Here is a 24038-nt window from a genome sequence, read left to right on the forward strand (position 1 = left end):
GTCAAGGTCGAGAAATTGAGTATAAAAAGTTGCATTCACAGCAGCTCCAACTCTTCTAAATACCTCGAAGCTCTGCTTCGAGGATCCTTTATTTATTATGCAGGGCTTTAAAGCTCAAGAAAATCCCAACGCGTTTACTGGTAAAGATATATTTTTCTTAATTTTATTACAACGCTTATGTTATCGCAGAATCCTAAGCTCAAAGAGATTGTTGCCAAGAAAGAAGAGATTTATTCATTTACATCAACGGTATCTCATGAATGTTTTTTAAAAGAAGAAGTGTTGCGATTTATTTCCATAGCCGGTACTATCGCAAACAGTTTTCCCAACGTAGCAACAAGTATTGATGAACGTATTCTTTCTCATATCATGCTTCGTTCGGTAATTGAGAACTATATTAAGATTCGGTATATTTTTCACGATTCTTCTAAAACAGCTAATAGGTTTGATGAGATTTTGAATAGCTTCCGAGACGAATACTCAAAGCTTTTTAATGATATACATAGCGCATATCGATCTGAAATCGAAACTCCCATTATAGGCTGGAAAACTCGTCCAAAAGCACCGAATTTAAAGGATATGTTATCTATAATAAAAGATGATTTGGGAGAAAGTCTCGATAAATCGTACTTTATTTATCGCATTGGTAGTTTTGATACGCATGGCAATAGTTTAAATGCTTTGTTTAATGCAGTGTTTGATAAGGATTGTAACTTTCCGTACTTAGAGATATTTTCTATAATTGAGCATATAGCCGATTATTACTTATCATTATTCAAGCGTTATTCTATCTGACGTCAAGCTGAGATGTTAAATATTAATCTGAATGTGCAGCTATAATAGGCAAATTACGTCTCTTATAATTATTTTCTTGAGTGTTCGATATTTCTGCTTGTTCTGTATGAAGGTGTCGGAAAAAAATAAAAATACTCCTAATATCAGTCAACATTTTTTTATTCATGCTCATCTTATTGTTGTCCATCTTTGCATAAAATAGCAATATCGGCTTTTTGGAGTTCGCTTCGAAGATAGCTATAAAAAATTTCGTTGAGATCATCTTCCAACGCTTCAAAATCGTATCTGCTCAACACGAAAAAAACTATGGCTGAGGCTGCGCTTTTGGAATCAACAGTACTCCTCACATCCAGAACGCTCCGTAAATAAACCACAATCCCGTCGCGATCATGATGAGGCTGGCGAGGCGGTAGAGGTGGTGGCGGGTTTTTTCGCCGATGAGTCCGGCGGTTTTGCCGACGACGAGGAGCGCGGGGGCTGTGCCGAGGCCGAAGAGAAGCATCATCAGCGCGCCCTGCACCATGCCCGCGAAGTGGTCGGGGGCGTTCATGGCGGCTCGCGCGGCGGCGAGCAACGCGGTGAAGGTGAGGCCGCAGGGGAGGAAGCCGAGCACGAGTCCCAGCGGATACCATGCTCCGGCGGATGGCGAGTTTACGAAGAGGTTCATCGTTTTCCGCACGAAGGGCATGGCGGGCGAGCAGGCGAGCAGGCTTTTGCCGAAGGGGAGCCATCCCGCCGAAACCAGTCCAAGCAGCACGATGAACAGACCGCAGAGCGCCATGACGACGGTCTGGAACAGGTCGATGGAGGATGCGAGCGAGAGGAACGAGCCGGTCGCGCCGACCGCCGCGCCGAGGAAGGTGTAGGTCGTCACCCGCCCCAGGTTGTAGAGCAGGTGGTGCGTCCAGCCGGGCCGCGCCGGGCCGAGCGACAGCGCCGCGACGATCGGCCCGCACATGCCGATGCAGTGCCCGAATCCTCCGGCAAGCCCGGCCAGCAGCATCGCGAGAAGTTCGCCTGTCAGGGTTTCGATGTCGAGTCTCCCTTTTTGTTGATTGCAATCGGTATGGCCATCGTTGAAAGAAATTGGGCTGAAGCCCTGAAAAATTATGGATTCCGATCCTCCCCGGCTTGAAAGCCGGGGCAATTGGAATGTAAGGCAACTGAATGTCCGACGGGCTAAAGCCCGCCTGAGTGTGCAAGATGGATTGCGGCGTACCTGAGCGAGCTGGGTACGTTCCTCAGCAATTGCCCCGGACTTCAGTCCGGGGTATATGCCGTTTTAAAAAATCCGGGCTTCAGCCCAATGTGTTTTTGTCGCCGGAGCCATAATCGAAATTGTCCTCCTTGAAAGAAATTGGGCTGAAGCCCGTGATTATTTTGTGTTGTTCGTCAACCCCGGCTTGAAAGCCGGGGCAATGTGAATGTAAGAATTCTGAATGCCCGTCGGGCTGAAGCCCTCCTGAAGACATCGCCATTCTCATTTCTCCGCCATTCCTTTCTTTTTCGGCTTGTTCTGCACCTCGTCATCGTCGTCGAGCATCCGGTATTTCGGGGCTTCGGCGTCGTCGAACTGGCCGCTGCGGACGGCCCAGAGGAAGAGCGCCCAGCCGCCGAGGCCGATGACGAAGCCGAGGGCTATGAGGAAAAAGGTGCTTGCCATGCGTTGTCCATCAAATTTTTCGTAGCCTGAGCGAGTTGCTGACCACCACGAGCGAACTGGTCGCCATGAGCAGCGCCGAGACGATCGGGTGCAACATGCCGGTGACGGCGAGCGGCACGGCGACGAGGTTGTAGCCGAACGCCCAGGCGAGGTTCTGGCGGATCACCGCGAAGCATTTGCGCGAGTGGGCCAGAAGCGTGCCGAGCAGTTCAAGGTCGTCGGTCATGATGGTGACGCCCGCGCTTTCGATGGCGATGCCCGTGGCCGTGCCGAAGGTGACGCCGGTGTCGGCTTCGGTGAGCGCCGGGGCGTCGTTGATGCCGTCGCCCGCCATCAGCACGGTCTGGCCTGAGCGTTTCAGCTCCCTGATCGCGTCAGCTTTTCCGATGGGATCGAGTCCCGCCCGCATCTCCGTGATGCCGCACTTTCCGGCAATATAGCGCGCGACGCCCGCATTGTCGCCGGTGAGAATCATCAGCCGCAAGCCCTTCGAGCGGAGTGCCTCGATCATCCGCCCGGCGTCGTCGCGCAGCTCGTCGATCAGGCCGAACAGGCCCGCGAGCTTGCCGTCACAGGCGACGAAGACCGTCGTCTTGCCCGACGCTTCGAGCCGGTCGGCAGCGTCGATGCAACTCTTGTCAATCACCACCCCCTCTTTTTCGAGCAATGCGCGTGAACCCGCGAGCCACGCCTGGCCGTCGATCTCGCCCGAAACGCCCATGCCCGGGATGGAGCGGAACTCTTCGACCGGCACCGTTTCGCCATGCCATCCCTTCGCAATCGCGCGGCCTGCCGGGTGGCGCGAGAGGCTTTCGAGCGAGGCGCAGCACTGCGTGAAGTTGCCGGACGCGCCGTAGTCGAAAGTGTCGGTCACGGCGGGCTTGCCGCGCGTGATGGTGCCGGTTTTGTCGAGCACCACGGTGGTGGTTTTTGAGATCGACTCGAAAATATCGCCCCCCTTGACGAGGATGCCTTTGCGGCTGACCGCCGTGGTGCCGACGAGGATGGCGAGCGGTGTGGCCAGGCCCAACGCGCAGGGGCAGGCGATGACGAGCACCGAGACGGCGTTCATGAGCGCCGTGACCGGCGGCGCGCCCGCCAGACGCCACCAGCCGAAGGTGGCCGCCGCGAGCAGAATGATGGCGGGCACGAACCATCCGGCGACGCGGTCGGCCACGCTCTGGATCGGCGCTTTGCGCGCCTGCGCCTCCTCGACGGTGCGGATGATGCTCGCCAGAAGCGTCTGCCCGGCGTTGCCGGAGACCCTGACGCGCAGCCGCCCGGTGATGGCGCAGGCACCCGCATAGACCTTGCTGCCGGGGCTTTTCAGCACCGGGGCCGATTCGCCGGTGAGCATCGACTCATCGACGTCCGCCTCGCCGCTGGACACCGTGCCGTCGAGCGGCACGCGGTCGCCGGGCAGCACCTCGACGAGCGCTCCCTCGCCGATCCGTTCGAGCGGCGCGAGCGAAGTCGTTCCGTCCGCGCCGACAAGCAGCGCCTCGCGGGGTTGCAGGTCGGCGAGCGCCGCCAGCGCACTTCCCGCCTTGAGGCGCGACCCCGCTTCGAGAAATCGTCCGAGCAGAATGAAGGTGACGATCATCGCGGAGGTGTCGAAGAAGACCTCGCCGCCGGTGAAGATCATCGCCACGCTGTAAAAATAGGCCGCGAGCGAGCCGAGCGCCACCAGCACGTCCATGTTGAGCGCGCGGTTGCGCATCGAGCGCAGGGCGTTGGAGATGAAGGGCCAGCCGGAGTAGAAGACTACCGGCGTGGCCAGCGCCCACGAAATGAGCTGGAAGGCGAGGCGGTAGGTCGATTCGATGCCCTGGAAAAACCCGGCGTAGAGCGCTGCGATGATGAGCATGAGCTGCATCGAAAAGAAGCTCGCCGTGCCGAAGCGCAGGAGCAGGTCGCGCTTTTCGGCGGCGAAGGCCTCGACCTCCGAGCCGTGCCGGAGGGGCCGGGGCAGGTAGCCGATGCCGGAGAGCGTTTTGAGGATTTTGTTGAGCGTCAGCGAATCTGTTCGCCACTCGATGGTTGCGCGGTGGGTGGCGTAGTTGACCCGCGCCGACACGATGCCGTCGAGCCGCGAGAGTACCTTTTCGACGAGCCAGACGCACGAGGCGCAGCGGATGCCGGAGAGCAGCAGCTCGATCCGGCTCTGCGATCCGTCCGACACGACGTCGTCCGCGAAATCCCGCGCATCGACTGCGGCGAAGGCCGGACGGCCCGGCTGCCAGTCGCAGCGCTGCTGGTAAAAAGCGTCGAGCGACTCGCTGTGAATCAGCTCGTACGCGCCGAGGCAGCCGTGGCAGCAGAAGTGGCGGGCCTCGCCGCCGATCTCCGCCGTCACCGCCGCCGAAGCGGGCATCTCCAGAAGGCAGTGGTCGCAGCGGATCGTCTTCCGCTCATTCGTCTCAATCACGGACGTTGAAGGTGAAGGAGGGATTGCCGAGTTGCTGCGAAAGGATCATCGCTTTCCAGAGGGTGCCGCCGCTCATGCACTTGACGATGATGCCTCTGCCCTTCCACGCGCCATCAGCTTGCCGTTTCAGCGTGACCTGGTTTTTTCCCATCACCATGCCCGGCATCGAAAGGTCGAGTACGAGGGTCGCGGGCACTCCTTCCGCCGGGGCCATCGTCACCCTGAAGGTCAGCTCCCGCATGTGCCTGACCGGCCTTGGCGTAATGGCGAGCGTCACCTGCCGGTTGCCGACTTGCTTCGTGCAGGGGCCGTTGTGGATGGTGTTGCTGTCGGCGGTGTACCCGGCAAGCGCGGGCGTTGCGCCGAATGCCGCCGCCACGAAAAGCGCCAGCGCGGCCCGGCTCAGTTGACGTCGTAGAACCATGATTTGCTGGTGTTGAGTTTGCCGGAGGAGATGTCGAGCCTGAGCAGCCATTTGCCTTTCGACGGCACGGCGACTCGCGCCTGGTATCTGCCGGGCGCGGTTTCGCGCATGGCGGTGGTGATATCGAGGTCGCTCGTCGAGACGTTGCCGATGAAGAGTTGCACTTCGGCGCGGGTCAGCGGTTTGCCATGTTCGGTAAGCACGAAGGTCAGGTCGTTCTCGCCCTTGCGGATCGACGCCGGTTTTTCGATTCCGAGACCGAGTCGGCGCTCCTCGGTTTTCGCCTGGAACCAGCCGCTCTGCTTCCGGTAGTAGTCAGGCTCGACCAATCCCTCGGAGTTGCGGTAAGCGACCACCAGACCGCTGATCATGGCAAACAGAAACAGCGCGTAAATGGCGATAATGAATGGTTTCACAGAAATCCCGCCTCCCTGCTGAGTGAAATATCCCTGCCTTTGAGCGTCAGCTTCACCGTATCGCGTTTTCCTTCCGCCCTGATGAGCACCTTGTTTCTTGCCTCGCCAAAGGGCTTGATGGAAACGGTGCGCTCGCCGATGAGCGTCGCGCCATCCGGCGCTTCGATGGTCAGTTCGAGCGGTTCGCTGGTGTTGTTGTAGATCGTGTAAGCGTAGCGGTTCAGCCCGGCGGGTAGTGGCTCCTGCACCCGGCTGAGGGTGAATTCGACCGGCGGACGCATGGCGAAGAGCAATACGACTACCAGCGCCGAGGCGGCGGTGGTGGCCGCGAGCCAGAAGGTTTTCGGGCGGATGATTTTGCCCTTGTAGTTCGGGAAGGGCGGCAGGTCTCGCTTGCTGCTCTTCAGCCAGCAGGCGTCGATGCACTCCGCGCAGGCGATGCAACTGTTGCTGAGTCCCTCCTTGATATCGATGCCGACCGGGCAGACCTTTACGCAGTCGTCGCACTTCATGCAGGTCGAGTCGCGCGACTGGTCGTACTCGATCACCAGCGTATCCTTGTCGAACAGGGTGTTCTGCATGAAGGCGTAGGGGCAGATCGTGGTGCAGAATTTGCGCCCGAAGAGGGCCAGTTCCATCCACACCAGCACCCAGAGCACGATGAAGAATCCGGCGATCAAGGGCGAGGTGAACAGTCCGTGAATGGCTACCGCCGGGGGCACGAAGTACCAGATCATGGTGATCGACACCAGCGCCGAGACAGGCAGCAGCACGAGTTTTTGCAAGGTCTTGCGGTGCTGCTTGCCGAAAATCGAGGCGAGGCTTTCGGCAAGGTCGAGCAGCACGGTCTGCGGGCAGAGCCAGCCGCACCAGACCCGCCCGAAGACGATGGTCACGGCGGAGATGAAGAGCAAGAGGAACAGCGTCGCCGCGAGAATGAGATAGAAATCGCCGATCCGGATGACCGAGCCGAAGAAGTAGAGATTCAGCTCCGCGATGTCGAACCGGAAGGCGCTCTGCCCGTTGACTTGCAGGAACGGCAGGCCGGTGAGGAGAAGCGCCTGAAGGAGTTCGACGGCTCTCCGGTAACGTTTCCAGACAATCTGCATGATACTGAACAGTGTGTGGTTGAGAGCATTCAAGAGATCAGCCCCGGAACCGGTTTGCCGGGGCTGCGGGTTCTGGCGCTACTTTCTCAGGCTTTCGATGAAGGCGACGATCTTGTAAATCTTCTCTTTGCCGAGCTGCTGGCCGAAGGGCGGCATTCCGCCGGGACGCCCATCGGCAATCGACTCGTAGAGATCGGCGGGCGTGGCGCCGTACTTCAGCGCAACCTTCAGGTTCGGGCCGATGCCGCCGCTGGCGTCCGCCATGTGGCAGGCCGCGCAGCTCGCTTCGTATTCACCCTTGCCCGCAGCGATGGCCTCCGCTTTGCCGACGTACATGCCGGGATTGGCGGGCGCGGCTGCCGCCGATTTCCGGGCGGCGTTCATCTCCTCGTCGTACTGCTTGTAGAATGACCAGCCAGAAATGGCGGGCGTGAAGCGGGCGACATAGACGACGAGAAAGACAATCACCCCGATAAAGAACGCAAACCACCCTTTGGGAATCTTGTTGTGACCCTCCTGCGGGACTCCGGAATCATTCATGTGAACCTCCTCGTAACAGGTTTCTTGAACGGTTGCTGATTAGTCGTGATGCTCTTTTTTGTCGTCGTCCTGGAGCATCCGGTATTTGGGTTCCTCGACCTTTTTCTTGCGCTTCGGGTTGAAATAGTAGGCAATGATGCCCGCCATCACAAGCGCAAGGATAATGGTGAAGGCGACATAGGCTATCTGCGAAAAGTTCATTGCTGAGTCTCCATCGCCTTGACGTCACGCCCGAGCTTCTGCATGTAGGCGATGATGGCGTCCATTTCGGTCAGCTCGCCCCGCAGCGCCGCCGGCGTCACCTCGTCGCGCGTGGCCTTCGAGTCGTAATCGGGCGCGGTGACTTTCGCCTTGTAGTCGGCGATCTGCTGATCGACCTGGGCTTTCGTGTAACCGTAGCCGAGAATCTGCGTTTTTCTGAACGACTCGGAGGTGTCGAGTTTGTTCTCGGCCAGCCAGCCGTATGGCGGCATGTTGGATTTTCCGAACATCGACTGCGGGCTGTGCATGTGCCGGTAGTGCCACGAATCGGGATATTTGCCGCCGATGCGGTTCAGGTCGGGGCCGGTGCGTTTCGATCCCCAGAGGAAGGGGCGATCCCAGGCGAACTCCTCGGCCTTGGAGTACTCGCCGTAGCGCAGCACTTCGGTGCGGAGCGGGCGGACGGTCTGCGTGTGGCAGTTGTTACACCCTTCGCGCATGTAGAGGTCGCGCCCCTCCTGCTCGATCGACGTGTAAGGTTTGACGTAAGCGCTCACCGGCTGGGTCGAGGGCATGAACATCGGCACGAACACCGTAACCACCGTGCCGACAAGGATGACCAGCGTCGCAATGACCGCGAAGACGACCGGTTTTGAATAGATCCCCATGATGCAAACTCCTTTTTTCAGGTTAGGTGGTTAAGCTTCCGAGGTGGCTGCTGGCGCCTGCCTGACGGTCTGGATGATGTTCCAGGCGAAGACGAGGATACCGATGAAATAGACGATTCCTGCGACAAAACGCATCCGGTAGTAGGGATAGAGCGAGGTCAGTCCGTCGAGAAAGCTGTACATGAGCGAGCCGTCGGGATTGGTGGCTTTCCACATCGCGGCCATCTGGATGCCGCCGATCCACATCGTGACCGTCCAGGCGAGCTGGCCGACGAGGATGAGCCAGAAGTGCGCGTTGGCCAGCTTCACGCTGTACAGCTCGCGGTTCGTGATTCTCGGAATCATGTAGTAAAACGAGGCGGAGATGATCATCGTCACCCACCCCATCGTGCCCATGTGAACGTGGCCGATCACCCAGTCGGTGTAGTGGAAAAAGGCGTTCAGCGTCCGCAGCCCCTGCAACGGTCCCTGCAAGGTCTGGAGTCCGTAGAAGGTGATGCCGATGATGAAGAACTTGGTCAGGTAGTTGGTGCGCATCTGATCCCAGTTGCCCTGGAGCGTGTAGTAGCCGTTGACCACCGATCCCCACGACGGGGCGATCAGGAAGATGCTGAAGGCGATGGCCACCGTCTGGATCCACTCCGGCAGCGGCGTGAGCATCAGATGGTGCGCACCCGTCCAGAGGTAGGCGAAGATCAGCGCCCAGAACGAGACGATCGAGAGCCGGTGGCTGTAGATCGGCAGTCCGGTGGCTTTCGGCAAAAAGTAGTAAAACATGGCCAGTACCGGCACGGTAAAGATGAAGCCCACGATGTTGTGGCCGTACCACCACTGCACGTTGGCGTCGTTGCCTCCGGCGTAGATGCTGTAGGATTTGTAGAGGTTGAGCGGAATTTCGAGGTTGTTGACGATGTAGAGCACCGCGATGGTCACGGTCATGGAGACCAGGTACCAGAGCGAGATGTACATCTGCTTCTCCTGCCGCTTGATGAGAATGGCGAAGACGTTGATGGCGAACATCACCCACATGATGACCACGCCGACGTCGAGCGGCCACTCAAGCTCGGCGTACTCCTTGGTGGTGTTCATGCCCGCCATGAGGGTGACGGCGGCGGCGGCGATGGCGGCGTTGAAAACCCAGAGATGCGCTTTGGCCAGGCCGGGGAATGGAAGCGGTGTGCGGGTCAGGCGCTGCAACATGTAGTAGGCCGTGGCGAAAATTCCCGAAAGCCCGAAGCCGACGCCAAGTCCGTTGGTGTGCACGACGCGCAGGCGTCCAAAGCTGAGCCACGGGGTCAGGTTCAGCGCCGGGTCGAACATCTCGAAAGCGAGCCAAAGCCCGATGACGAGTCCTGCGATAAGCCAGAAAAGCGCCGAAAATGCGAAACCCCGGACAACGGAGTAATCATAACCGGTGTCGTTCATGCCCTTCTCCTGAATCTGGTTGATGAAAAGATAGTGAGGAAAGGCACCGCTGAATCAGCCGTTATCCAGGTTCTGAAGCAGTGGATTCCGGAGGCTTTGCGAGGGTTCAGGGTGTCCTCGGTTGACGAGCAATAGCCGCGATGTAAAGAACCGTGTTTATAACAATTGTATAATTTATAATGTACGAAACCGGCGTTTTAGGGGAAAGAGAAATCGACGGTTACGGCATCGTGGAGGGTGATTTGGCGGGCGGGTCCGGAAACGCAAAAAGGCCCCCTTTTCGAGGGAGCCTTTCGTTGTGCGTGGGCGTTGTGGCGCTTGTCAGCCGTTGACTACGCGGGCAAGCCCTTCGTTGTAATTGCCGACGACCGCCTCTTTTTCGGTGATGATGCCGCGAATGAGTGTGCCGGGGGTCACGTCGAAAGCGTAGTTTACCACCGGCGTGGTCGGCGTGGCGACCTGCGTGCCGAAGATCTTGCGCAGCTCGTCAGCGTCGCGCTCCTCGATCGGAATCTCCGAGCCTTCGGCCATGGTGATGTCGATGGTCGAGACCGGCGCGGCGATGTAGAACGGCAGGCCGTGATACTTCGCGCTGATGGCGTGGGCGTAGGTGCCGATCTTGTTGGCCGAATCGCCGTTGGCCACGATGCGATCCGCGCCGGTGACGGCGAAGTCGATCATGCCGCGCTGCATCAGAATCGCCGACGAAGAGTCGGAGATCGAGGCGAACGGAATGCCGTCGTGCTCCAGCTCCCAGGCGGTCAGGCGCAGGCCCTGCAAGAGCGGGCGGCTTTCGGCGGTGATGACGCGCTCGATCAGCCCCTCCTGATACGCCAGGCGGATCACGCCAAGCGCCGTACCGATGCCGCAGCAGGCGAGCGTGCCGGTGTTGCAGTGGGTGAGCACGTTGAGCTTGCGGCTCTTGAGTACGTCGGCGAAATCCTGCTTCAACAGCTCGACGCCGTGGCGGGCGATCTTGTCGCAGTTGTCGATCTCGTCGTTGTGGATTTTGTACGCCATATCGGTCATTTTGGCGACGAGCGCTTCGAGTGAATCGGCCTCGAAGTTGGCGTCATAGACCGCCTCCATCTTTTTGGTGGCGAAGAACAGGTTCACGGCGGTCGGGCGCGAGGCGTTGACCTCGGCGACGAGGTTCGCGAAATATGCCGGAAAGCCCGCCTTGTCGCCCTGGTAAGCGTTGATGCCGAGCATCACGGTGTAGCCCGCCGAAGCGCCGATGAGCGGAGCGCCACGCACGGCGAGCGTCTTGATCGCCTCGATGGCTTCGAGGTAATTCTGTGTCTCGACATAAAGCTCCTTCAGGGGAAGGTAGCGCTGGTCGAGGTATCGGAAAGTTCCGTTTTTAAATGAGATAGCGTCTATCATGTATCGGTGTTGCCTTGTTTTGGGTTAAAGGTTCGCGACGACGTTTCTGAAAATGGTGGTCATGTGCGGCTCGGCGCGGCTGGAGACCTCGATGATCTCTTCGATGCCGACCGGCACGAGGCAGTCCGGGAAGCACTCGTCGGTGACGATGGACATGCCGAACACCTCGGTGCCCTGATGCACGGCGGCGATCACCTCCGGCACGGTGGACATGCCGACCACGTCAGCGCCGATGGCGCGCAACATGCGGTACTCGGCGCGGGTTTCGAGGCACGGGCCGGTGACGGCGACATAAACGCCGCGCTGCACCTTGATGCCGTGTTCGAGCGCCACCTTTTCGGCGATGTCGAGAATTCTCGGAGAGTAGGGAGCGCACATGTCGGGGAAGCGGGGGCCGATTTCAGGATCGTTCGGGCCGATGAGCGGATTGCCGCCGAGCAGGTTGATGTGGTCGTCGATCAGCATGATATCGCCCTTCTTGTAGCCGGGGTTCATGCCGCCGCAGGCGTTGGTGATGCCGAGTGTCCTGACGCCCAGCTCCTTCATGACCCTGATCGGAAAGACGATCTGCGCCATCGCGTAGCCTTCGTAGAAGTGGAAGCGCCCCTGCATGGCAACCACCTTCTTGCCAGCGAGGGTGCCGAAGATCAGCTTGCCGTGGTGGGTTTCAACCGTCGAAATCGGGAAATAGGGAATATCGGCATAATCGAGCGCGAAGTCGATCTCGATCTCCTTGACCAGGCCGCCCAGGCCGGTGCCGAGCACGATGCCCACCGGATAGTCCGCCGTGGTTTTTTTTCTGATGTATTCTACGGCCTCCCGGATTTTCTGCCTTTGTTCAGTCATGATATTCCCTGTGATTTTAATGGTTTGAAACGGCGAGGAAAAAAAGACATTCAATATAAGCAGCAAGGGGGAGAACAGAAAGCGAGGGAAGGGGAGGAATGGATAATGGATAATTGATAATGCAAAAAAGAGCAAGTGCGGTAACAGGTTCTTTAATTATCCATTATCCATTATCCATTATCCATTATCCATTATCCATTATCCATTATCCATTATCCATTATCCATTGTCAATTATCCATTATTCACCGCCACCCGAAAATTGCGGTGCCGATACGGATCATGGTGGCGCCTTCCTGGATGGCCTCTTCGAAATCGCCGCTCATGCCCATCGACAGCTCGGTGAGCTGCGACGGGTCGGGGGCGTTCTGGCGGAGCTTTTCGAGCGTCTGGCGGAGTTCCGAGAATTCGCGGCGGGCCTCCGCCGGGTCGGGCGAGGCGATGGTCATCAGCCCGCGCAGCCGCACGTTCGGCAGGGCGAAGCACGCTTCGGCAGCCCGGAGCACCGAGCCGGGATCGAGGCCGTATTTGGTGGCCTCGCCCGACACGTTCACTTCGAGCAGGAAATCGACCTCGATGCCATGCTGCGCGGCGCGTTTCGACAGCTCCTCGGCGGTGCTCACCTTGTCGATGCCGTGGATCATCGCCGCCTTGCCGACAATCTGCCGCACCTTGTTGGACTGGAGGTGGCCGATGAAGTGCCAGTCGAGCGGCAGCCCCGCAAGCTCTCGTGCTTCGAGCTTTTCGAGGAACTCCTGCACGTAGCTCTCGCCAAACTCGCGCTGCCCGGCCTCCCAGGCCTCGCGCACGGCGGCGGCGCTTTTGGTCTTCGAGACGGCGATGAGCGTAACCTCATCTTCGCTCCGGCCCGCCTTTCGGCAGGCCTCGGCGATCTGTTCCCTGACGGCGGCGAGGTTTGACGAGACGCTTTCCATGCTTTCGATCTTCAGTCAGTTACCGGAGTGATGGTTTCGATGGTGACCGGTTTGAGCGGGTTGTCGCGCATGTCGGTCTCCACCACAGCGATGGCGTCAACCACGTCGATGCCCGACTCCACGACGCCGAAGACGGTGTATTCGCCGTCGAGAAAGCCGTTGTCTGCCTGGTTGATGTAGAACTGGCTGCCGGACGAGGCTTTCTGCGGATTGTTGTCCCTCGCCGCTGCCAGCGTTCCCTTCTTGTTCGGGTGCTTGATTTCAGCCGGGACGCGGTAGTCGGGGCCGCCGGTGCCGTGCATCATCCGCTTTTCGTCGTGGCGGGAGAGGGGGTCGCCCGTCTGGATCATGAAGCCTTCGATCACGCGGTGGAAGCGGATGCCGTCGTAATAACCTTCGCCGACGAGCTTGACGAAGTTGTCGCGGTGCTGGGGAGTGTCGTCATGCAGGGCGATGGCAATATCGCCCATGCTGGTTTTGATGATGAATTTTTCTGGCATGATGATGTGGTTGGGTGTCGAAAAAATACCGGTCAGATTTGGGGTACCGCCACGCCCGCTCCGGAGAGGCGCATGAGCGCTCGCCGGGCGGTTCCGGCCTGCGATGAACCTGGCCAGGTTTTGATGACCTGGTCGTAGAGCTTGGTTGCCTTGTCGGGCTGACCGGCCAGTGCGTAGCTTGCAGCGGCCTGGTCGAGGTACATCGATTTGAGCGCTTCGTTTTCAGCGGTTTCCGAAGCCTTTTCATATGCTGGCGCGGCCTCGACGAACGCCTTTTTCTCGACATTGCAGGCCGCCGCCCCGGCGAAGGCCGATGCCTGAATATCTTTGTTGTCACTCTGAACGCCCTTGTACATCGCGAGCGCGTCATCCGGTTTGCCGCTGTCGAGGAGGATGTTGGCCATGTAGAGCCTGGCCAGTTTGCCGCTCGGCGTAACACCCCACATTTTGGCGATAGCGTTCAGTCCTTTGATCGATCCCTCGCCGTTGATCGCCTTGTTGACGTCGCCGGTTTCGAGCCACGGCGTGAGCTTTGCCAGCGCGAGCGACGCTTCGCCCTCATCGACCCGGCTCTTCTGCATCCAGAAAAGCGCACCGCCCGCCGCGAGGCAGATGACGACAAACAGGACGGTGAGCTGCGTTTTGTACTTTATGCCGATTTCGAGCATTCGGTCGGAAAAGGTCGCTTCCGGAAGGGCTTTCTGGGGTTGCGTGGTGTTCATGTGGTTCGTGCTGTCGTTGCTTTGAATGTGGTGCTCTTGATCGTCTCGCCTTACCGGCGGCGGTCAGTCTGAGGCTCAACCTAAGCAAGTTCGTATGAATTTCAAAATGGCGCAAGATCGCCGTTCACCGCAGTCCGAACAGCGCCACGGCATTGCGCACGAGTGCCTCCGCGACCTCCTCGAACGGCTCGGAGCGGTGATCGGCGATCTTGCGCACCGTGTGGGCGACGAAGGCCGGTTCGTTGCGTTTGCCGCGTTTGGGCACGGGTGCGAGGTAAGGCGCGTCGGTTTCGGAGCAGAGATCGCCGAGGCCGACGGAGGCCACTACGTCTGGCAGCGGCGATTTTTTGTACGTGACGGTGCCGGGAATCGAAATTTTCAGGCCGAGCGCCAAGCAGCGGCGAGCCATGTCGAGGTCGCCCGAAAAGCAGTGCATCGCGCCGCGCAAGCCGGACGAGCGCTCCTCGGAGAGGATGCGGAGCATATCGGGCCAGGCGTCGCGGCAGTGGATCACTACCGGCAAATCGAGTTTGATCGCCATCCGCAGCATTTCGCGGAACGCCGCCTGTTGGAGCGCCGGGTCGTGAGGCCAGTGGTAGTCGAGGCCGATCTCACCGATACCGACCACCTTCGCCGACCGTGCCTGTGCCGCCAGTTCGTCGAACAGCTCCGGCGTGAGCGGCTCGTTCGTCTCGTGTGGATGCAGGCCGACATTGGAAAAAATGAAGTCGTATTTGCCTGCAAGTTCAATCGATTTCCGGTTCGTCTCGACGCCGGTGCCGGGGTCGATCAGGAACTGCACGCCCGCCGCCCGGAGGTCGGCGATCACCCGGTCGCGGTCAAGGTCGAAATCGGGAAACGAGAGATGGCAGTGGATGTCCGAGTAAACCGGCGCATTCAGGCTCATGGCTTGCCGAAAATCTTTTCGTGAAACAGCACCAGCATGAGTGCGCCGATGGTGATGCAGGAGTCGGCGACGTTGAACACCGGCCAGAGGTCAAGCTGAAGGCCGAACAGTGCGCCGTGGTAGAGGTCGAAATAGATGAAGTCCACCACGTGGCCAAGCATGACGCGGTCGAGCAGATTGCCCACGCCGCCGCCGAGAATGAGCGCGAAGGCCGTGATGAAGAGCGGCGTGCGGTTGCCTGATCTCCACACGTACCAGACGACGCCAGCCGAAATGGCGAGGGTCAGGAGGAGCAGCCCCGCCGGAGGAAGAAGCCTGACGCTGAATGCTATGCCGAGGTTTTCGGCGTAGGTCAGCTTGAGCCAATCGTGCGCGATGACAATGGTTTGCCCGCCGTCGCGCAGGTAGTGGATGGCGAGCAGCTTGGTTCCCCGGTCGAAGAGGGCGGCCACTACCGCAATCAGAAAAAAGAGGGCCATGAAAAGAGTGTCGTTGCCAGTCAGGCATTGCTGCCGGGTGTAATGGAGCGCCACCCGGCCTGATTTTCAAAAAGCGGTAGTTAGCAATGAGCGCTTTCGGGAAGCGTATCGATCCAGATCGAAATCGGGTTCTTCGGTTTCAGGAAGCTTCGCTCTTTTCGATTTCAGCCAGAACCGTTTTTCTGACCAGATCGACGGGCAGTTCCTGGCCGGTCCAGATCGCGAAGGAGCGGGCGGCCTGGGCGATGAGCATGTTGATGCCCGGAATAATGGCTGCGCCTGCGGCGCGCGCATCGGCAAGCAGCGGCGTTTCGAGCGGGTTGTAAACCATGTCGTAAACAATCTGGCCGTCGTGCAACAGTCCGTGCCCGGTCGGCAGAATGTTGTGGATGTGATCGACTCTTCCGGCGGTGCCGACCGGCGTGGCGTTGACGAGCACGCGGCAATCCCGGATATTTTTGCTGCACGAGGGCTGGTCGATCTCCCTGCCCGCGCAGATGGTGACGATGTCGCGGTATTGGTACTCTTCGAGCATCGCTTCGGCTTTCTGCGTATCGCGCACCACCATCAGCACCCTGGAGGGATTCAGGTGGAGCCTGAACGCTTCGACTGCGGCCAGGGCGGCGCCGCCGCTGCCGAAGATGCAGACCGGCTTGTTCCAGATAGTAGCGGCCATCGGCATCAGCGGGGTGGCAAAGCCGTTGATGTCGGTGTTGTAGCCGACCAGCTTGCCGTCATTGTTGACGATGGTGTTGACCGCGCCAATGGCGCGCGCGCCGGGCGAGAGTTCGTCGAGCAGCGGCACGACGGTTTTCTTGAACGGAATGGTCACGTTGAAGCCTGCGATGCCGAGGGCGCGGCTTCCCTTGAGGGCGTCTTCGACCAGCTCCGGCGAGGAGATGTTGAAGATGGTGTAAACGCAGGGAAGTCCCAGAGCTTCAAAAGCCGTGTTGTGGATCAGCGGCGACCAGGAGTAATCGACATGCTTGCCGATAAGCCCGAAAATTTTTTTGGACTGAGAGTTTGACACGATGTTCTTTTCGCTGGTGGTTCAGGAGATTTCCAGCAGCCTGCGCACGGCATCCTGCTGATAGAGTTCGGGGAAGGTGCTCTGGAAAAGCTGCTTTTTGTCGGGATCGATTTTGAATGCCTTGCTGAGCGCCTTGAGGGTGCTCTGGTCGTCGCCCATCGCGAAATAGGTCGCGGCGATCTCGAAGTGCGCCTCCGCCGAGAGCGGTTGCAGCGAGATCGACTCTTCAAGCGCGCGGATCGACTCATCCATCGCCCCGGCTTCGCGCAGCACCATGGCGTAATCGAGCCAGATTTGCGGGCTGTCCGGCTCCATGGGAATGAGCTTTTCGTAGGTCACGAGCGACTGGTCGAGCCGTCCGAGGTTGTACTCGATCTCGGCCTTGAGCAGGAGAAATTCGATGCACTCCGGCATCTCCACGAGCGCGTAGCCAATGGCGTCGAGCGACGCTTCGTAGTTTTCGAGCGCCTCGAAACAGCAAGCGAGCGCGAACCAGGCATCGGCGAACTCCGGGTTCAGCTCAATGCAACGCTCGTAGCAGGAGATCGCCTCCGGGTACTGTTCCAGCTCCTCCTTTGCGATGCCGAGGTTGTAGAGCGCGTTGATGTCGTCCGGCTCGATTTCGAGGGTTTTCGTGTAGCTTTCGGCAGCCTCCTCGATTTTTCCGGTGATGGCCAGCACGTTGGCGCGGTTGTACCACGCCGAGCTGAAATCCTCGGAGATAACCAGGGACATGTCGTAAGCTTCCAGCGCCTCCGGGTAACGCTTGAGCTTGCTCAGGACAAGCCCCTTGTTGTACCAGGCGTTGATATTGTACGGGTCGAGATCGATGGCTTTGTCGTAGGCGACCAGGCTTTCATCGAGCTTGCCGAGAATGTCCTGCGAGTAGGCCAGTTCGTACCAGGCCTCGCCGAACTCCGGATCGAGTTGCAGCGTCTTTTGGAAATTCTTTTCAGCCTCATCGAAACGTTCGAGCCGTTGCAGAATGAGGCCCCGGTAGAACGAGGTATCCCGTTCCGTGGTGGAGTCGCTGACAACGCTCTCGATCTCTTCGAGCGCTTCGTCGAGCCGACCGGTATTGAAGTACGCAAGAGCGAGATTCAGGGTCATTTCGCTGTCGGCGGGACTGAGCAGAACGGCGCGCTGAAACGCTTCGAGCGCCTCCTCGAAGAGTCCGTTCAACGTCAGGCTGTTGCCGAGGTGAAACCAGGTTTCCGCGTTGTAGGGGGCGAGCTCTTCGAGCCGCCGGGCCGCAACGAGCGATTTTTCGTGAAGTCCTTCCTCGTTGAGCTGGATAATGAGGTCGAGAAGTTCTTCGGGATCGTAGATGGAATCGGGGTCGGCAGTCCCTTCCGGTCTGTCCGGGAAGAAACCTGCTGAATGGTTCAGGTTGTCATCAAAAAAATCAAGTAAACTCATACACTCCTGTTCGTGCAAATTTCACGATCATAAGAACAAAGCCAATATAGCAGATTTTTTTTCAAAAAAAGTGTCTCGCCCGGCCATTCTTTCAGGCTTGGGGAGCGTCTCCGGCGTTGAAATAGCGGTAAATGGTTTCGGCGGTTTTTCTTCCGGCGACGGTGGAAAGTTCTTCGAGCGAGGCTTTCGAGACGCTTTCCACCGAGCCGAAGTGCTTCAGCAGCTTTTCGGCGCTCTTTTGGCCCACGCCCCGGATGCCGGTCAGCTCCGTGCGGATCGTCCGGTCGCTGCGGAGCTTGCGGTGGTAGGTGATGGCGAAGCGGTGGGCTTCGTCACGCAATTGTTGCAAAAGCTTGAGCGCTGGCGAGGTTTTGGGCAGATTGTACGGGTCGCGCTCATTTGGCACGAAAATCTCTTCGAGCCGCTTGGCCAGGCCCGCCACCGGCAAGTCGAGGCCAAGCTCCCGGAGGTTTTGCCACGCGACGTTCACCTGCCCCTTGCCGCCGTCGATGAGCACCAGGTCGGGCAGCGGCAATTCGTCGGCAAGCGTTCCACTGTAGCGCCGCGTGACCGCTTCGCGCATGGCGGCGTAGTCGTCCGACCCCTCGAAGCTTTTCAGTTTAAACTTGCGGTAGTCCGACTTTTTCGGCTTGCCAGAGACGAAGGTGACCATTGAACTGACGTAATCGGTACCCTGAAAATGCGAGTTGTCGAAGCACTCGATCCGCTCCGGCAGCTTTTCCAGATGCAGCACTTGCTGGAGCGATTCGAGCGCGGGCGATTTCCGCGCGATTTCGCCCCGCAGCTTTTTCTGCACCATGAACTCGTGCAGGTGGTGCTCGGCGTTTTCGAGGCACATCTCGATGAGCCGCGCCTTTTCGCCGATGCGCGGCACCGCGAAGCGCACCTGTCGGCGCTCGCTCTGCCGCGTTGCGAGCAGTTGCCGCAGCGCCTCGATCTCTTCCTCCGGCAGCTCCACCTGAAGCATGATCTCCGGCGGAATCAGGTCGGGGGTTTCGAGGTAGTAGTGCTCCATGAACGACGCCAGCAGGTTCGGCAAGGGTGTGCTACCCGTGTTGGTGAGGTAGGTGTGGCGCGAGCCGATCAGCTTGCCCTCGCGGATGCGAAACACCACGCCGCAGGCGTCGTCCTCGCCCGCCGCCACCGCAAAGACATCGCGGTCGATCGCTTCGGTGCTCACGATCTTCTGCCGCTCGGCGTAGCGCTTCAGCCCCTCGACTTGCGCCTTCAGGGCGGCGGCCTCCTCGAACTTCAGCTCTGTCGCTTTCTGTTGCATCCGGGTGTTGAGGTCGCGCACGAGCGCCGAGGTCTTGCCCTTGAGCAGCGTGACGATTTCGCGGATCATCGCCTGGTACTCCTCCTCCGGCTGCAACCCTTCGCATGGCCCCTTGCACTTGTGGATGTGGTAGTCGAGGCAGACCCGGTGCTTTTTTGCCGCGACGGCCTGTTCGGTGAGCTTGTACTTGCAACTCCGGACGGGAAAGATCGAGCCGATCAGGTCGAGGATGAGCCGGAGCTGGGAGGCTTCGGTGTAGGGGCCGAAGTAGAGCGAACCGTCGCGCCGCACCTGCCGGGTGAGGAAGATGCGCGGAAAGCGCTCATTGGTGATGACCAGCCACGGGTAGCTCTTGTCGTCCTTGAGGTTGACGTTATAGCGCGGCTTCAGCTCCTTGATGAGGTTGTTTTCGAGGATCAGCGCCTCGACCTCCGAAGAGGTGATGATGACGTCGAGCGCGGCGATGTGGCTCACCAAGACGGCGGTCTTGCCCGGCTGGCGTCCCTGGCTGTTGAAGTACGAGCGCACCCGGTTGCGCAGATTCCGCGCCTTGCCGACGTAGATCACCGTACCCGCCTCGTTGCTGAAGCGATAGACGCCCGGCGAAGTCGGCAGCGTGGCGAGCTTTTCGGCAAGAGCGGTGTTGGCAGGTGGGTGGCAGGTGCTCATGGGAGTATTTCGATAAAGGACAGCAGGGACACAAAGGACATAAAGGACAAATAAAACACTTCTGTCCTTTGTGTCCTTGATGTCTTTTTAGTCCTTTTTTCCCAAAAACAAAAAGGCACGATAGTTCGTGCCTTTTTGTGAATGCTCTGGCTGTTCAGTGCGCTGAAGCTTCTCCGGCTCCTTTGGGGTAGCGGAGGCTGTCCACCAGCTCCTGGATATCTTCCGGCGGCGCGGGGGTGAAGCGCGAAACCACGAAGCTGACCACGAAGTTGAGCACCATGCCAACCGTGCCAATACCTTCCGGCGAAATACCGAGAATCCAGTGATCGGGATTGTTGTCGCCGGGGTTGATGAACTTGAAATTGATGATGTAGGCTGCCGTGAAGACCAGGCCCGTAAGCATACCGGCAATCGCTCCCTCCTTGTTCATCCGCTTCGAGAAGATGCCGAGGATGATGATCGGGAAGAAGGATGCCGCGGCCAGGCCGAAAGCGAATGCCACCACCTGCGCCACGAATCCGGGCGGGTTGATGCCGAAGTAGCCCGCGACGAGAATGGCGACGGCTACCGCGATACGGGCGTACATCAGCTCCGCGCTTTCGCTGATGTTGGGGTTGATCTGCTTCTTGATGAGATCATGCGAAACCGATGACGAGATGACCAGGAGCAGACCTGCAGCCGTCGAGAGCGCGGCGGCAAGACCGCCAGCGGCCACGAGCGCGATCACCCAGTTCGGCAGGCGACCGATTTCCGGGTTGGCGAGCACCATGATATCCTTGTCGATATAGAGCTCGTTGGCGTTGTCGGTCGGTTTGTTGGAGAGCATCATCTGGCCGACAGGGCCTTTCTCCTTGGTGAATTTCGGCTTCTCGCCTTCAAAAGCGTCGCCGCCGTTGGCTTTCTTGCCGAGGTACTGGATCTTGCCGTCGTCGTTCTTGTCCATCCAGGCGAGCAGGCCGGTTTTTTCCCAGTTTTTGAACCAGGACGGCATCTCAGCATACGCCTTGTTGCTGACCGTGTTGATGAGGTTCACGCGGGCGAACGCGGCGATAGCCGGAGCCGTGGTGTAGAGCAGGGCGATGAAGATGAGCGCCCAGCCAGCCGAGATTCGGGCGTCACGCACCTTCGGGACGGTGAAGAAACGCACGATGACGTGCGGCAAGCCGGCGGTGCCGACCATCAGGGCGAGCGTGATGGCGAACACGTCGATCATCGGCTTGGAGCCGGTGGTGTAGGCCGCGAAGCCGAGATCCTTCGAGAGATTGTCGAGCTTGTCGAGCAGATAAACGCCGTCCGAGGTCGCGCCGCCGAGGCCGAGCTGCGGGATGGCGTTGTTGGTAATCATGATCGACAGGAAGATGGCCGGAACCATGTAGGCGAAGATCAGCACCCAGTACTGCGCTACCTGGGTGTAGGTGATGCCCTTCATGCCGCCGAGCACGGCGTAGAAGAAGACGATGGCCATGCCGATGATGATGCCGGTGTTGATATCGACTTCGAGGAAGCGCGAGAAGACCACGCCGACGCCGCGCATCTGGCCTGCGACGTAGGTGAAGGAGACGAAGATCGCGCAGATCACGGCCACGGTACGCGCGGCGTTGGAGTAGTAGCGGTCGCCCACGAAGTCCGGAACGGTGAACTTGCCGAACTTCCGGAGGTAGGGAGCGAGCAGGAGGGCCAGCAGCACGTAGCCGCCTGTCCAGCCCATCAGATAGACCGAGCCGTCATAGCCCATGAAGGAGATCAGACCGGCCATCGAAATGAATGATGCCGCCGACATCCAGTCCGCGGCGGTCGCCATGCCGTTTATCATCGGATGCACTCCTGCGCCGGCGACGTAAAATTCTTTCGTTGAACCTGCTTTTGCCCAGATCGCGATGCCGATGTAAATGGCAAAGGTCAGGCCAACAATGAGATAGGTCCATAATTGAACACTCATGATGGTAGAGTTGAGAGTTTGGAAAATACTTTCTGGATTTCCTGACGGTCAGGTCAGTCTTCGTGGACGTCGAATTTTTTGTCGAGCTTGTTCATCAGCATGACGTAAACGAAAATCTGCACGACGAAAACGTAGATAGAACCCTGCTGGGCGAACCAGAAGCCCAGTTTGAAGCCGCCGAGCCGAATCGCGTTCAAGGGTTCGACAAGGAGAATGCCGAATCCGTACGAGACGACGAACCATACAACCAGCAGACCGACGAGGTAGCCGAGGTTGATTTTCCAGTACTCCTGGAGTTTCGCTTTTTCCATGGCAATGGTGAGTTTGTGCTTGTTGAGAACTACTTGCAGACAGAAGAACATGGGATGGGAATGAAATCCCTGAAAGAGAGTCGTCGGATCGTAAGTGTTTTCAATCTGTTCTGTCGGGCAACCGTGACGGAGATGTGGAAATTCCTGTCTGGCGGCACCGATGGTATTCACAAAGCGCTATGCCAATATTTCCGCCCGGACGGTCGCCGGGATGAAACGCCAGGTTTTATTCTGGTGAAGCAGGTCGGGGTGTGGCAGAGCCTGGTAATCATCACAATTATTAAATGAAGCAATATACACGATATAGTGTCGAATTTACAACTATTCATTGATGTTATATACCGTGCGCACAGTTGATACCTGTCGATGAGCGAATAAAAAAGCCGCAGTCTCCTGCGGCTTTTTGAGAACGTTGCTGCGGAACAACCTTAGAAAGTAACGGTTGCCCAAAGCTCGCTGCGAAGACGCGAGCCGGTGAGTTCATACGTGCTATGGTCTTCTTTCGATGCCAGGTAACGAAGCGTCGGCTGGATCGTAATGCTGCCGGCTGCCGAAGAATAGACCGGAACCTTGTACTGCGCCCACACGAAGTGGTTGTTGTACTTTACGTCATTGGGGCCAGACTTGTCTGTGGTGTGGTTGTAGTCGTACCACGCCATGAAGTTGCCGATTTCACCTTTGACTCTGAGCAGGTAGCCGTTGTATTTGACTTTAACTCCTCGAAGGTCAGTACCACCGGCGGGGGTAAAATCATATTTACTATTGTTCGGAGTCGTATCGTCACAGGTGGTGTAGAAGGCTCCGAAGCCCAGCTTGGCGTCACCGGCTGGAACGCCGACAAGAGCGCCGAAGGTGAACGGAGTAACACCAGCGCCGAGTCCGGGAGTCATGGCACCAGTAACATCCTGGCTGATCGGGGTGGCGTTGGTCAGAACGGCCAGAATCTGAGGCTCGATCGTGACATCACCGACATTGACTTTGTAGTCGAGGTGCAGCGCATAGCCATCGTTGAAGAGACCATCGCCATCAGCAGGGGTGTTGCCGCCAACATTGTTGTCAAGAACACAAAGGGTTGCATTTAGCATACCGTCGCCGATCTTGGTGCCATAGTTCAGGCCTAAGAGACGGTCCATGAAAAGGTTATAGACCGGTGTGCCGAGCGGCTGAGAAGGAGATAGGGCAAGATCGAAGATCGGGTTGTTAAGAGAGTTCAGCGGAAGACGGCCAACCATATAATGGCAGTTTTCGAGCATGCGTCCGAAATAGAAGTTCGAGACGTCGATACCGTCTTCATCAGCTTCAAAGTTGTTTACCGAAGCCCATCCGCCAGCGATAGTTTCGTTGGTGATCATCGCCTTGAAGAAGTAGCCGTCGCCCAGATCGGCAGCAGCGTTCAGGCGAACTCTGTACTGGAAGACGACATCATCGCTGGCCGAACCAGTGAGAGAGAGCTGATTTGCGTCGCCGAAGTAGGAAACATCTCTCAGCCTGACGCCAGCGTCGCCGCTGAGTTTCAGTTCAGCCTGAGCGGTGGAGGCAGATGCCAGTACTGCGAACATCGCAGCAAGTGACAGCATTTTTTTCATTGTGTGTTCTCCGTTAGGTTGTGTGATGCGTGTTGAAGACAAAAAATTGACCGCTCTGGCGGCCCGTTGCCACTTTGAGGAATGGCAACATATAAAAAATAGAAAGAACGGGTGTGGTTATGGTTAGCGCTAAAATAAGGAAATAGTATTGATTAGTCCAAAAAAAAGATGCCCTCGCCCTTTCCCTGTACATTTTGCCTCTATAGTTACGCAGTTTGCAAAAGCTTGTCATGCAAGGCGTTGCAGGCTGGTTCACGCTGTTTAGCCATTGGGAATTCGTGAGCAGCCAAACAGCCTCCGCGAGGTCAAGTACGCCTGTAAAACTTCACCGAGAGCGCTGGCGG

General features: G+C 58.2%; 25 protein-coding genes. 2 read left to right on the plus strand and 23 right to left on the minus strand.

Going from position 1 to position 24038, the window contains the following annotated elements; all coding sequences use genetic code 11:
* Positions 1-177 precede the first annotated feature (177 nt).
* The gene (locus EST62_RS03550) at positions 178-795 is read left to right on the plus strand and encodes a DUF5677 domain-containing protein (protein ID WP_129050738.1); all 618 of its coding nucleotides are present in this window, start codon (positions 178-180) and stop codon (positions 793-795) included.
* A gap of 343 nt (positions 796-1138) precedes the next feature.
* Here the strand turns inward: EST62_RS03550 and EST62_RS03555 are convergent, their stop codons facing one another.
* From EST62_RS03555 to EST62_RS03660, 22 genes are all read right to left on the minus strand, one after another.
* Positions 1139-1798: a sulfite exporter TauE/SafE family protein gene (locus tag EST62_RS03555; protein WP_167599157.1), complete on the minus strand. Its 660-nt coding sequence runs from the start codon at positions 1796-1798 to the stop codon at positions 1139-1141.
* A 477-nt stretch (positions 1799-2275) separates the two neighbouring features.
* The gene (ccoS, locus tag EST62_RS03560; protein WP_069808726.1) at positions 2276-2458 is read right to left on the minus strand and encodes a cbb3-type cytochrome oxidase assembly protein CcoS; all 183 of its coding nucleotides are present in this window, start codon (positions 2456-2458) and stop codon (positions 2276-2278) included.
* 10 nt (positions 2459-2468) lie between these two features.
* A complete protein-coding gene (locus EST62_RS03565; RefSeq protein ID WP_256372353.1) occupies positions 2469-4886 on the minus strand; it encodes a heavy metal translocating P-type ATPase in 2418 nt (805 codons plus the stop codon).
* Entirely contained in the window at positions 4879-5310 is a 432-nt protein-coding gene (locus tag EST62_RS03570) for a hypothetical protein (protein ID WP_129050740.1), read from the minus strand. Before EST62_RS03570 ends, EST62_RS03565 begins: the two co-directional genes overlap by 8 nt.
* Positions 5289-5726: a FixH family protein gene (locus EST62_RS03575; protein WP_129050741.1), complete on the minus strand. Its 438-nt coding sequence runs from the start codon at positions 5724-5726 to the stop codon at positions 5289-5291. Before EST62_RS03575 ends, EST62_RS03570 begins: the two co-directional genes overlap by 22 nt.
* Positions 5723-6835 (minus strand): 4Fe-4S dicluster domain-containing protein, encoded by a 1113-nt coding sequence (locus EST62_RS03580; protein ID WP_129050742.1) that lies wholly within the window; start codon positions 6833-6835, stop codon positions 5723-5725. Before EST62_RS03580 ends, EST62_RS03575 begins: the two co-directional genes overlap by 4 nt.
* A 78-nt stretch (positions 6836-6913) precedes the next feature.
* Complete coding sequence (locus EST62_RS03585) at positions 6914-7375, minus strand: c-type cytochrome (RefSeq protein ID WP_129050743.1); 462 nt, start codon at positions 7373-7375, stop codon at positions 6914-6916.
* A gap of 39 nt (positions 7376-7414) precedes the next feature.
* Positions 7415-7576: a cbb3-type cytochrome c oxidase subunit 3 gene (locus tag EST62_RS03590; protein ID WP_129050744.1), complete on the minus strand. Its 162-nt coding sequence runs from the start codon at positions 7574-7576 to the stop codon at positions 7415-7417.
* Entirely contained in the window at positions 7573-8244 is a 672-nt protein-coding gene (ccoO, locus tag EST62_RS03595) for a cytochrome-c oxidase, cbb3-type subunit II (protein WP_129050745.1), read from the minus strand. Before ccoO ends, EST62_RS03590 begins: the two co-directional genes overlap by 4 nt.
* Before the next feature lie 30 nt (positions 8245-8274).
* On the minus strand, positions 8275-9669 hold the full coding sequence (locus EST62_RS03600; protein ID WP_129050746.1) for a cbb3-type cytochrome c oxidase subunit I: 1395 nt from the start codon (positions 9667-9669) through the stop codon (positions 8275-8277).
* Positions 9670-9990: 321 nt separating this feature from the next.
* Positions 9991-11055: an S-methyl-5-thioribose-1-phosphate isomerase gene (gene mtnA, locus EST62_RS03605; protein WP_129050747.1), complete on the minus strand. Its 1065-nt coding sequence runs from the start codon at positions 11053-11055 to the stop codon at positions 9991-9993.
* 24 nt (positions 11056-11079) lie between these two features.
* Positions 11080-11901, minus strand: a complete 822-nt coding sequence (locus EST62_RS03610; RefSeq protein ID WP_129050748.1) for a purine-nucleoside phosphorylase — start codon at positions 11899-11901, stop codon at positions 11080-11082.
* Between the two features lie 244 nt (positions 11902-12145).
* Positions 12146-12835, minus strand: a complete 690-nt coding sequence (locus tag EST62_RS03615) for a YggS family pyridoxal phosphate-dependent enzyme (RefSeq protein WP_129050749.1) — start codon at positions 12833-12835, stop codon at positions 12146-12148.
* Between the two features lie 11 nt (positions 12836-12846).
* Positions 12847-13335, minus strand: a complete 489-nt coding sequence (locus tag EST62_RS03620) for a peptidylprolyl isomerase (RefSeq protein ID WP_129050750.1) — start codon at positions 13333-13335, stop codon at positions 12847-12849.
* Positions 13336-13367: 32 nt separating this feature from the next.
* The gene (locus tag EST62_RS03625; protein WP_129050751.1) at positions 13368-14057 is read right to left on the minus strand and encodes a tetratricopeptide repeat protein; all 690 of its coding nucleotides are present in this window, start codon (positions 14055-14057) and stop codon (positions 13368-13370) included.
* Between the two features lie 124 nt (positions 14058-14181).
* Positions 14182-14964: a TatD family hydrolase gene (locus EST62_RS03630; protein WP_167599158.1), complete on the minus strand. Its 783-nt coding sequence runs from the start codon at positions 14962-14964 to the stop codon at positions 14182-14184.
* A complete protein-coding gene (gene lspA / locus EST62_RS03635; protein WP_129050752.1) occupies positions 14961-15443 on the minus strand; it encodes a signal peptidase II in 483 nt (160 codons plus the stop codon). Before lspA ends, EST62_RS03630 begins: the two co-directional genes overlap by 4 nt.
* Before the next feature lie 139 nt (positions 15444-15582).
* Positions 15583-16473, minus strand: coding sequence for a shikimate dehydrogenase (locus EST62_RS03640; RefSeq protein ID WP_129050753.1), 891 nt, complete (start codon positions 16471-16473; stop codon positions 15583-15585).
* A gap of 21 nt (positions 16474-16494) precedes the next feature.
* The gene (locus EST62_RS03645) at positions 16495-17892 is read right to left on the minus strand and encodes a tetratricopeptide repeat protein (protein WP_129050754.1); all 1398 of its coding nucleotides are present in this window, start codon (positions 17890-17892) and stop codon (positions 16495-16497) included.
* A 91-nt stretch (positions 17893-17983) separates the two neighbouring features.
* Positions 17984-19858, minus strand: a complete 1875-nt coding sequence (uvrC, locus tag EST62_RS03650) for an excinuclease ABC subunit UvrC (RefSeq protein ID WP_129050755.1) — start codon at positions 19856-19858, stop codon at positions 17984-17986.
* Positions 19859-20012: 154 nt separating this feature from the next.
* On the minus strand, positions 20013-21797 hold the full coding sequence (locus EST62_RS03655) for a sodium:solute symporter family protein (protein WP_129050756.1): 1785 nt from the start codon (positions 21795-21797) through the stop codon (positions 20013-20015).
* Between the two features lie 53 nt (positions 21798-21850).
* Entirely contained in the window at positions 21851-22108 is a 258-nt protein-coding gene (locus EST62_RS03660; protein ID WP_129050757.1) for a DUF4212 domain-containing protein, read from the minus strand.
* Between the two features lie 15 nt (positions 22109-22123).
* Between EST62_RS03660 and EST62_RS03665 the strand changes: the two genes are divergently transcribed.
* Positions 22124-22396 (plus strand): hypothetical protein, encoded by a 273-nt coding sequence (locus tag EST62_RS03665; RefSeq protein ID WP_129050758.1) that lies wholly within the window; start codon positions 22124-22126, stop codon positions 22394-22396.
* Between the two features lie 140 nt (positions 22397-22536).
* Here the strand turns inward: EST62_RS03665 and EST62_RS03670 are convergent, their stop codons facing one another.
* Complete coding sequence (locus EST62_RS03670) at positions 22537-23694, minus strand: hypothetical protein (protein WP_167599159.1); 1158 nt, start codon at positions 23692-23694, stop codon at positions 22537-22539.
* Positions 23695-24038: the final 344 nt, after the last annotated feature.

The sequence above is a fragment of the Chlorobaculum sp. 24CR genome, assembly GCF_004118635.1.
In the GTDB taxonomy this organism is placed as follows: domain Bacteria; phylum Bacteroidota; class Chlorobiia; order Chlorobiales; family Chlorobiaceae; genus Chlorobaculum.